The following is an 11,102-nucleotide window of genomic DNA, read 5'->3' as shown; positions in this document are numbered from 1 at the left end:
GAGCGGGGGGACGGGGTGGTCATGCGCGGTCGCTCCGCAGGCGGTGCGAGCCGCGCAGACCGTCGATGTACACGTATTCGCCGTCGCTGTGGACGCCCAGCTTCAGGCCGGCCACGCCCCGGGCGCGGGCGCCGTCCCAGACGAGGCGCCCGTCGACGCGGACCTCGACCCGGGCGCCGAACGTCGGCACGCCGGCGCGGCCGACGGCGGTTCCCGGAGCCTTCAGGTGCGCGGTGTAGGTTCCGCCGGCGACCTTCCAGGAGGCGTCGACCGCCCCGGCCGGCGTGGTGATCCGGCCCTGCGCGAACGTGAGGTCGGCCGGGTGCGGGACGAAGTCGAACGACCGCCCGCCCGTCCCGGTGGGGTTCAGGCCGAGGACGGAGAACGTGAGCGCCGGGGTCGGGCCCGTCGCCCAGGCGTGCGCGAGGCTGACGTAGGAACTGCAGAAGACGCATCCGTCCTGCGGGTTGCGGAACGACTCCCAGAAGGTGCTGCCGGTGCCCTCCGGGTGGTCGAGCATGTAGCCCCACTGGCGGCGGATGATGTCCACTCCGGCCTGGTCGGCGGCCTGGCCGCCGGCGGCGAAGTGGGCGTTCACCTCGATCGATCCGGAGAAGACTCCCGGGTTGCCCTTGTTCTCGGGCGCGGTCGAGGTGACCTCGTTCCAGTTGCCCTTGAGGGACGTGCTGATGCGGCGCGCCTGCCTCTGGTCGGCGAGGCCGTACCAGACGGCCAGGGAGTTGTCCGCCTGCGGGTGGATCGTCGAGTTCGGGTAGAACTTGTACGCGCCGGCGGCCTCGTCCCAGAAGTTCGTGTTGATGGCGGTGCGGAGCGCGGCGGCCCGCTCGGCGTAGGACGCGGCCAGGGCGTCGTCGCCCTGCGCCTTGGCGAGCCGCGAGCCGGTGTCGAGGACGCGCCACATCAGCACGTTCGCGATGAGGTTCTCGCCCTTGGCCAGGATGCGGACGGAGTCGGACGTCCCGGTGATGGACACCAGGCCCTTGTCGTCCATCTTCTGCGTGATGAAGTCGACGCCCTTGCGGTACCGGTCCCAGACGCCCGACAGCCAGCGCGCGTCGCCGGTGTAGCGGTAGTAGTCCCAGCTCGCCGCGAGGGTCCACAGGTGGTAGGTGTCCGAGCCGTACTTGTTCAGCTCGGGCCCGGCGTAGGGCAGCTCGCCGGTGTCGCGCTGGTGCTGGTACACGGTGGTGAGCGCGTTGCGGGCGGACTCGGTGTCGTTGAACGCCGCGTAGGCGCTCGGGATCTCGATGCCGAGGTCGCCGGGCCAGACCGTCCGGTCGCGCTTGGCGCCGTCCACGAGGATGGTGTCGCCGACGCCGATGTCGCCGGTGCTGTTCCACAGCGCCGCCGGGGGCTCCCAGACCCGGCCGGTCTTCGGGGAGATCGTGTTGAGCTGGACGGTGTAGGCGCCCGCGTACCAGACGCGGTTGAGCAGGTCGTCGCTCGAATAGAAGTAGTTGGCGTACTTCGACGGGTCCTTCATCGTCGGCGCGGGGGTGTAGTACAGCGACACCTTGTCCAGGTCGACCCGGCCGCCGGAGGACAGGAAGATCGTCAGGTAGCGGAAGCCGCCGCGGAGCAGTTCGGCGGGCGTGGTGTAGGACGTGGCGCCGTCGACGTCCACGGACAGGGCGCCGTCGCGGCTGCGGGGCCCGCCGGTGGACGCGTCGCTCGTCGTGTCCACGTACGTGGACGACTCGGAGAACGCGACGCCGACCTTCTGCGGGCCGTCCGACCCGGCGAAGTGCAGCGTGGTGAGTCCGCTGACCTCCTTGCCGAAGTCCAGCGTGACGGACGATCCGGCCCCGGACAGGCTGGTCGTGCCGCCTTTCAGGACGGCGCCCGGGTCGGCCACGGCGCCGCTGGATTTGAAGACGGACACCGGGTGCAGCGTCCGCGACGACGGGGAGAAGTTGTACCGCTCCCACGGGGCGGGACCGCGGCCCGGCTGGGCGTAGGCGGTGGCGAGTGGGGCCGCCTGGGCGGCGGTCAGGGCGGACAGTCCGAGAGCGACGGCGACTACGCCGCGGTGGCGCCTGGATACGCTGGTGCGCATGGATTCCTCGCGTTTTCCGGTCTTGAGCAGGACGTGGGATGAGGGGTCCACCGTGCGGGAGGGCGGGCCAACGCCCTCCCGCACGTTCGGGGTTCAGCGGGTGGAGACCACCGCCTCGCCGTAGGGGACGAGCCGGACGGGCCCGATCAGCCCGTACCGCTGGCGGGACGCGCCGCCGTACACGCCGGGGTCGCAGACGCGGAGCCGGTTGTTCAGCGTCGTGGCGACCTCGACCTCGATCGTGTTGGCGCCGCGCCGCAGCCACGGGCCGATGTCCACGACCGGGACGATCACGCTGACCGGGAGCCGGTGGCCGTTGACGGTGACGCGGCAGGTGTCGAGGACCTCGCCGAGCTCCAGCAGGGCGCCGCCGCCCGCCCAGTCCACGGTGGTGGTGTAGGTGCCGATGCCGGAGACGTCCGCGAGTTCGGGGATGTCCGGCCACGCCTTGAGGCCGTCGAGTTCCAGGTCGTGCCGCTTCACGCCGTCCGGCGTCACGTCCTCCACCTGGAGCCGCCAGGAGGTGAGGGCGCGCGCCTCGGGCACGGCGCCGATCTCCGTCCGCACGGTGCGTCCGCCGGGCAGCGTGGTCGTGTAGGTGCCGGCGGAGGTCGCGCGGGCGACCAGGCGCTGCCGGTCGACGCGGAGCGCGGCCTGCGACGCGGTGGCGGACGGGGCGTGCCCGCCGCGCGCCAGGATGATCACGGTGGCCTCGGACGGCTGCAGCGCCACCCGCAGCGTGACCGTGTCGCCCTCCTCTCGGTACACGGCGATCCGCTCGGTCTCGCCCGTCCACAGGTTCAGCCGGTACGGGACGGCCTCGCGGTCGGACCGGGTGAAGGTGACGTCGTGGTCGATCGCGGCGACCGGCGGCTTGACGGTCTCGGCGTGCTTGCCGTTGCACAGGTAGAAGTAGTCGGCGTGGCCGTCCCTCCGGTGGGCGGTGAGCAGCGTGGACGCCTCCGCGTAGGAGACCGCCGGGCGCAGGCCCAGGTCGGCCAGGGCCCCGGGCACGTCGGCCTCCGCGGCGACGACCCGGACGCGCGGCTGCGCGAACAGTTGCTTGAGGACGGCGCGCAGCCGCTCGTTCTCGCCGTCGCGCGCGAGGCCCGGAACGGTCGCGGCCGACCAGTCGCCCAGGAACACCAGCGGCAGGCCCGCTTTCGTCAGCTTCAGCATGGTGCGGGCAGTGCCCAGCGGCAGCGTGCATTCGTTGCCGCCGAAACGGTCGCCCTCGACGAACACGACCTTGTAGGCGGGGCCGCCGGGGGCGAGCCGCCCCCCGGACACGGTCGCGGACGGCAGGTCGAGCAGCGGCGCGCTGATGAGCTGGTGCGTCCAGCCCAGCGGTACACCGCTCTTGGTGAACCATCCGGCGCCGATCCCGGTCTTGGTGTAGCCCTTCTGGCGGAACACGGCCACCTCGATGCGGCTCTTGCCGGCCTGCATGGCCAGGTGGACGCGCGACAGATAGCCGGCAACGTCGGGGACGTGCCGCCATGTCGGCTGGCGCGGTCCCCACGACTCGGAGAACCCGACGCCGCCGTTGTAGGGCGTGAACGCCGCGAATCCCGGCCATGCCGCGCCCGGCGCGGTGGCGTAGGAGAAGCCGTGCAGGACGGTCTGGTTGAGCCCGGCCGCGTAGGCACCGCCCATGGTGCGAAGGAACCTGCCCCAGGTGGTGTTGTAGGCGCCGCCCTGGTAGGCGCCTGCCTCGCAGGAGAGGATCGTCCGGCCGCCCATGTCGCGGCCTCCGGCGAGAGCGCGGTAGTCGTCCAGGTTCTTGAACCCGAGCGACTCGCCCTCCGGGACGTCCAGGATCGCGGCGGTGTGGATGGCGTCGGTCTCCAGCCCGTACGGCTGCGCGCGGTACTCCAGCCCGAGCGAGTGCGCCCACTTGGCGAGCGCCGCGAAATGGAACTCGTTGAACAGGTCGGAGACCGTCTGCCAGAAGTCGTGCCGCACGTGCGAGGTGGTCGCCGCGTCGTAGGCGAACTTCGTGTTCTCCTTGAGGCGGACGATCACCGGCAGGTACGGCATCAGGTCGTAGCCGCGGCGCCGCCTGAACTCGGCGGGCAGGTCGGGCGTCCAGTTGAGCGCGCCGGTCTCCAGCTCGATCGAGTCCTCGAACAGCGTCGCGCCCGCCCGCCTAATCAGCCCGCGGACGTCGCGGGTGAGCAGGCGCGCCTCCCAGAACGCGGTGACGGCGCGCGTCCCGGCGCGGCTGAAGTGGTCGACGACGCAGCTGTCCGGGGAGGAGTGCGGGCCGGACTCGGGCCGCTGCCCGCTGCCGCGACGCCAGTAGGAGAACAGCAGCCAGTCGCCGCCCTCCGGGGCCGTCCAGGTGATCCGCTCCCCCGCGGCCTTCGAGGTCAGGTCGGTGAACGACGCGGGGTCGAGGCCGGTCTCCTTGCGGGTGGTGTTCGCGGCGTCGATCCGGACGGCGTGGACGGCGACGAGGTGGCGCTTCGTCACGCCGTCCTCGGGCGCGGCGACCGGCTCGGGGACCGGGCCGTCGTGGGTGGCGCCGCCCGCGAGGGCCGCCGTCCCGTACGCGAGTTCCTGGACGGCGGCCTCGTCGTCCGGCGTGATGGTCGGGACGGCGGCGGGCCAGGCCGGGCCGATCGTCAGGTCGACGGTCACGCCGCGCCGGGCCGCCTGGTCGAGCGCGGCCTCGACGCCGGCGTTCCAGGCCGGGGTCCCCCAGCCGTGCCCCGCCGGGTCCAGGACGGACTTGTCGCGGATGCTGTGGTGCACGGCGACGATCTCCGCGCCGCCGAACCCGGCGTCCGCGATCTGGTCGATCTCGCGCCGGATCTCCGCCGGGTCGACCAGGCCGTCCGGCCACCACCAGCGGAACCGCGGCCGCACCGCCGCGCCGGGCCGGGCGAACCCGCCCGGTCCCGCCTGCGGCGCGGCCTGGGCGGCCGCCTCGCCTCCGAGGACCGGGGCCGCGCCCGCCGCGACGGCGGCGGCCGTGCCCATCTGGAGCACGCGCCTGCGCGTGAACCCCTGCCCCGTGCGTTCGTCGTTCACTGTCTTCTCCTGATCACTGTGATGCGGCCGGAGCCGACCGGGCCGAGGGTGAGGAGCCGGCCGGTCGCGTCCCGGCCCGTGGCGCGGGGGGCGCGGGCATGGGGTCCGGTGACGTGGAACGCGCGCGGATCGTCGTCGCCGAGCTCGACGACCAGGCGCGCGGACATGCCGGGCGGCACGTCCGCGTCCAGGCGGTACCCCTCGCCGCGGTCGAGCGCGACGGAGACGGGGCCGCGGATCGTCGGGACCCGCCCGGAGATCCGGGTCAGGTCGCCGGGCCGCGGCCGGATCTCGATCTCGGCGGCTCCCGGCGCGGTGATCCGCACACCGAGGACGTGGCGCGGGATGACGTTCGCGGGCGCCGACCCCCAGGCGTGCGAGAACGTCATGTTGGGCTTGAGGGACGGGTCCCACGCCTCGGCCACGATGGTCGCGCCCAGGTCGTCCATCATGTGCAGCCAGGAGCTCATGCCGGTGGCCGTCATCAGCCCGATCGCGGCCTTGGCCTGGCCGGTGGCGAACAGGGCGTCCAGCAGGAACTGCGCCCCGTAGACGCTGACCTTCATACCGCCGTCCGCGAGGGTCTCGCCCAACGCGCGGACGACGGAGTCGGGAACCGTGCCGGGCCCCGCTACGCCGAGCGCGACCGGGTACACGGTGGCGTGCTGCGCGCTGTGGGTGGTGCCCGCTCCGTCGAAGAACCGCCCGTTGGGCGCGTCGAGCAGCTTCTCCCGCATCGCCTTGGCCAGCGTGCCGGCGCGGCCCCGCCAGCTCTTCGCGTCGGCGGTCTTGCCCAGGGCGTCCGCGATGTCGGCCATGGCGGTGAACGCGGCGTACTGGCAGGCGTTCACGACCGTGTTGACGTCGGTGAACACGTACCCGTCACGATTCGACGTGGGCCAGTCGACCAGGTCCTGGGTCGGTGAAGCGGGGCTCTTGTGGACGAGCCCGTCGTCGCCGAGGTGCGCCGTCAGGTGCTTGGAGACGAGGAGGGCGTAGTCCGCGGCGAGCTGCTCCGGGTCGCCGGTGTGCAGGTAGTCCTGCCAGGCCGACATGACGTTCATCAGCCGGTACTCGGTCGGCCAGGTGGGGTTGCGGGTGAGGTAGACGTCGGAGGCGCGGGCCAGCGCGAACGAGCGCTGCACCGCGTACTCGGACGCCTGGTTGATGAGCGCGTCGCCCTCGTAGGGGCCGCGTTCGCGTGTCGGCGTGTCGGTGTAGAGGTCGCCGCGCGTCGCCTCGATCGAGTACCGGCACATCTCGTACACGCGGTCGAGGTCGGGGTCGGAGCTGGAGAACGACGCGTCGGAGTCGCGCCAGGCGGCCCGCCAGGCGCGCCCGGTGGCGGCCTGCGAGAGGTCGAGGTCGTCGTCGCAGATGAGCTGCGCGTAGCGGAACCCTCGGTAGCCCCAGTGCTCGATGGTCTGCGGGCCGTCGCGGAGCGTCCAGACCTCCTTGTAGGTGACGCCGGCGCGCAGCGCGTACCTGACGGTCCCGTCGCCGTTCAGCTCCTCGCCGAGCCGGACCTCGACGGTCTGCCCGGCCTTGCCGCGCACGGACAGGCGCAGACCGCCCGCGATCTCCCGTCCGAGGTCGACGAGCCAGGTGCCCGGCGACACCTTACGCACGGACGCGGGTTCGGCGTCGTACAGTCCGACCGGTTCGACGAGAGCGGGCTCCAGCCCGGCGATGGCCGCCTTCACCACCGCCGGTTCCCAGCCGGAGTCGTCGAAGCCGGGGCTCGTCCACCCGGCCGGTTCCTGCCGCATGTCCCAGTACTCCTGGGGGCCGGTGTAGAAGCCGGAGCCGATCGTCCCGGCGTCGCGCAGCAGCCCCGCCTGGCGTCGCGTCCGCCATGCCGCGCCGCTCGCGACGGTGGTGGTCGTTCCGTCGGCGTAGGTGACGACGAGTTCGGCGAGGAAGCGCTTGTCCTCGGGGGTGAACGCCAGAGCGGCGAGCGCGTTGCGCCGGCCCGGCTCCAGCGCCTTGGTCACGTCGAAGGAGTGGTACTTCGGCGCCCCCGCCCCGCCCCGCATGGAGGCGAAGCCGGCCACCTTCCCGTTCACCCAGATCTTGGCCGGGTACTGGCGGATTGACGCCGGGGACTGGGCGGCGACGTGGAGCACGGCGGCCGCGACCGGCTTGCGCTCCGGGACGAACTCGGTGCGCAGCAGCGCCCAGGAGTCGTCGGGCGACCCGGCCGAGGACAGCGTCGACTGCCCCTTGGCGAGGGTCAGGGCACCGCCGGCGACCGTGCCGGCGCCGAAGGTGCCGCGGCCGTCGGTGAAGTCCTCGTCGATGATCGCTTCGCCGTCCGGGCCGGTGAAGGTGACGCGGTCCCACACGTTCGCCTCGGTGGAGCCGTTGCGCATCCCGACCGTGCCCGTCCGGTAGGTGGCGTCGGTGGCGGTGTCGACCTCGGCGCCGTCGATCGACGTCCGGAAGGTCGAGCCCGCCATCTCGACCGCCACGTCGTACCAGCGGCCCGTCTCGATGGGGAACGGCAGCCGCTTCTCCTCCAGCACCTGGTAGGCGCCGTTCACGCAGACGTGCTTCTTCAGGACGCCCGGAGCCCCGGCGCGCAGCTGCCACAGGTAGTTGGCGCTCGTCCCGGACGCCCGGAACCAGAGGCTCGCCGCGACCGAGGTGATCTGGAGCCGGGCCTTGAGGACGCCGTCGCCGGGCGCCCGCGCGGCCGTCGTCCAGATCGGCTCGGCGGACCACCCGCCGACGCCCGTGGCCAGCAGGGCGGGCTCGGACCAGCGGGACGCCCTCGGCCCGTCGAACGTCCGGACCCGCCACCAGTACACCGTCCGCGGCGACAGCGCCGGGCCGCCGTACGGCACCGCGACGGACACCGCCGACGCGGCCTTCCCGCTGTCCCACGCGTGCGGGCCGTGCTCCAGGCGGGCCGGTGTGGTGGCGAACTGCACCTGGTAGTGCGTCTGCTTCGTCCCCGGGCCGAGGTCGGCGACCTGCCAGCTCAGCCTCGGCCGGGCGCCGACGCCGAGGCCGTCCGGCATCAGGGAGGTCAGCAGCCCGGACGGCGTCCGTGCCGCCGGGGGCGCGGGGGCCGCCGACGCGGTGCCCCCGGCGGAGCCGAGGACGACCGTGCCCGCCACCCCCGCCGCCGACGCCCCGAGGAAGTGCCGCCTGCTCATCCCGCTCGATCGTTCGGTCATCTCCGTGCTCCTCAGCGGTGGTCGGATCGGAAGGTGAGGTGCCCGGAGCCGGCTTCGAAGACGGCGTAGCCGTCCTTCATCCCGGTGAAGCGGGCACCGCCCGGTCCGGAGACGTGGACGTCACCGGCCGAACGCGCCGGGACGTGGATCTCGGCGCGGACGTTGACCGGGATGTCCGCGTCGAGGGAGAAGCCGCGGCCGGCGCGCTTCCACGTGACGCCGACGTCTCCGCGCTGCAGCGGGACGGTCCCGGACGCGCGGTCGAGCCCGGTCAGCGGCGGCCTGATCCGGACGGCGGCCGAGGCCGGGGCGGTCACGGTGACGCCGAGGAGGGTCTGCTGCACCTCGACCAGCGACGTCGCGCCCCAGGGGTGGGAGAAGCTCTGCCCGGTCTCGGGGGCGTCCCACGACTCCCAGGTGAAGGTGCCGCCGCGCGCGAGGATGTTGCCCCAGCCCGGCCCCTTCGTGTCGGTGAGGCGGGTGACGACGTCCGCGGGACGGCCGCCGAGCGCCTCCAGCAGCCGGTGCGCGGTCATCGGTCCCATCTGCATGCCGAGCCCGGCGATGTACGACTCGACCTTCTCCCGCCCGTCGGCGGGCGCGACGCCGTAGGCGAGCGCGTAGGCGTTGGCGATCTGCGAGGCGTGCGTGCTCTGGGCGCCGTCGCTCTTCAGGCCGTCGATGTAGACGCCGTCGGAACGGCGGAGCTTGGCGTTGATGTTGCCGGTGAGCGTCCCGGCGTCCTTGCGCAGCGCCTCCGCGTCACCATTCCTGCCGAGCGCGTCGGCGGCGCGGGCGGTGGCGTTCAGGACGTCCACGCCGAGCACGTTGATGACCGTGCGGGCGGCGGTGTCCATGTCGTGCCCGTAGCGCATGGTCGCGGGCCAGTCGATGATGCCGTACCTGTACTGCCCGGACCCTCCTTCGAGGTTGGTGACCAGCCCAGTCCCCTCCGCGATGTAGCGGCGGACGTAGCCGGCGACCGCGCTCATCACGGGGTAGGCCTCCGCCAGGGTGGACGCGTCGCCGGACTGCTCGTAGTAGTCCCAGATCCAGCCGGGGAACATCTCGGTGTAGTCGGGGATGTCGCGCTTGCCGTCGCCGTTCGGGTAGACCGCGTTGAGGCGCCCGTCCGGCCAGTACCGCGCCTGCGACGCGATGAACTCGCGGATCGCCTGCCGGGTCAGCCGCCGCTCCCCGTAGGCGCCCATCATGGCGAGCGAGGTGTCGACCGAGTCGCCGAGGAACTGCCCCTTCTCCCGGGTCGGGGTGTCGAGGAACTGGGACTGCGACCCGTACAGCGCCGACCGCGCCATCAGGTCGTAGGCCGCGTTCACTCCCGCGTCGGACGTGTGGAGGCGGCCACCGCGGGTCACCTCGTCGTGCTGGAGGACGGCGGAGACGTCGCCGGCCTCGGCTCCGGCGTCCGGCGCGATCTCCAGGTAGCGGAAGCCGACATAGGTGAGGGGCCGGAAGGTCTGGTCGCCTGCGCGCTGGGTGTAGCCGTAACTGAGGTCGGTGTCCTGGTTGTCGTCCTTGGAGCGGGAGACCGTCCCGTCGTCGTTGAGGACGTAGGAGGCGTGCATGTCTACGTGGCGGCCGGCGACGCCGTCGCGGAACCGCACCACCGGAACGGCCGGGATCACCTTCCCGAAGTCGGCGACCAGCGCGCCCGAGTCCAGCCGCGTGACCTTCACGGGCCGGACGGCCTGGTACGAGAGCGCGGTCTCCTGCCCGTGCAGGTGCTTGAACCCGGACGCGGGATGGACCCCGACGACCTGGGGGTCCTGCCAGGCGGACGCGTCGTGCCCCGGCTCGTCCCAGCCGAGCGGGGCGGCGGTGCCGTCGATGTCCTCGACGTAGTCGCCGGCGTCTCCGTTGCGCTTCGGCGCCTTCTTCCAGGGGGCGCGCGTGACCTTCCACGTCCCGTCGGTGACGACGACCTGCCGGGTCCCGTCGGCGTGGTCGATGACCAGCCGGACGAGCAGGCCGGGCTCCCCCTTCGGACGCCCCTGCCCCGACCCGTACCAGTGGTAGAGCGCACCGATCGTGGCGGGCCGCCCGGCCTTCACCTTCGAGGTGACGTCGACGGTCTTGTAGAAGCCGTCGTCGGCGTACTCGAAGGCCGGGCCGCGGTCGACGGTCTCGCCGTTCAGGTGCAGTGCGTACTGCTGGCCGGCCGCGATGTGCACGCGGGCCCGCACGACCTTCGACCCGCCGACCGTGAAGTCCTTGCGGGCGAGCGTGTAGTCGTCGGCGTCCGCGGTGGTGCGCCGGATCCAGGTGGCCTGCCAGTCCCGGTCGGAGAGGCCGGTGTCGAACGCGGCGGGCCGCGCCCAAGGAGAGCGCTTTCCAGAGGCGTCCCAGGTCCGGACGGTCCATGTGTAGGACGTTTCCGGCGCGAGCGACGGCCCGGCGTACCGCACGTACTCCTGGCTCCCCGACCGGACCCGGCCGCTGTCCCAGACCGCCGTGCCGGACGGCCCCCGCACGATGATCTCGTACGCGCTCTGCACCTCCCCGGGGTCGCGGTCACGGGGCGTCCACCCGAACAGCGGCGCCCCCTCCACGCTCAGCGGGCGGGCCTGGTCCCCCACGGTCAGCCCGGCCGGCGCCTGCGGCGCGTGCCCGGCCTTCAACGCGGCCTGCGCGGTCCCGGGAAGCGCCACCACGGCGGCCGAGAGCCCGGCCGCGGCGGCGACGCGGAACGTCTTGGAACGGATCATGAGGAGTGGTCCTCCAGTTCGTTGCTGCGGCTTGGGGTCATCCGCCGGACGGGGCCGGGGGCGCCCTCGCGCCCCCGGCCC

The 11,102-nt window shown here is 73.0% G+C and carries 4 protein-coding genes; all 4 read right to left on the bottom strand.

Annotation, left to right across the window (positions count from 1 at the left end):
• Window positions 1–19: 19 nt before the first annotated feature.
• A complete protein-coding gene (locus BJY14_RS36710) occupies window positions 20–2,077 on the bottom strand; it encodes an alpha-L-rhamnosidase-related protein (RefSeq protein ID WP_179847804.1) in 2,058 nt (685 codons plus the stop codon).
• A 93-nt stretch (window positions 2,078–2,170) separates the two neighbouring features.
• Window positions 2,171–5,113 (bottom strand): glycosyl hydrolase, encoded by a 2,943-nt coding sequence (locus tag BJY14_RS36705; protein WP_218905750.1) that lies wholly within the window; start codon window positions 5,111–5,113, stop codon window positions 2,171–2,173.
• Window positions 5,110–8,295 (bottom strand): family 78 glycoside hydrolase catalytic domain, encoded by a 3,186-nt coding sequence (locus tag BJY14_RS36700; RefSeq protein ID WP_179847803.1) that lies wholly within the window; start codon window positions 8,293–8,295, stop codon window positions 5,110–5,112. Before BJY14_RS36700 ends, BJY14_RS36705 begins: the two co-directional genes overlap by 4 nt.
• Before the next feature lie 11 nt (window positions 8,296–8,306).
• Entirely contained in the window at window positions 8,307–11,021 is a 2,715-nt protein-coding gene (locus BJY14_RS36695) for a family 78 glycoside hydrolase catalytic domain (protein WP_179847802.1), read from the bottom strand.
• Window positions 11,022–11,102 lie beyond the last annotated feature (81 nt).

Origin of the sequence: Actinomadura luteofluorescens, assembly GCF_013409365.1 — a bacterium.
Lineage (GTDB): Bacteria > Actinomycetota > Actinomycetes > Streptosporangiales > Streptosporangiaceae > Spirillospora > Spirillospora luteofluorescens.
Note: the sequence above shows the minus strand (reverse complement) of the source record. Positions and strands in the feature narration are given on the sequence as shown.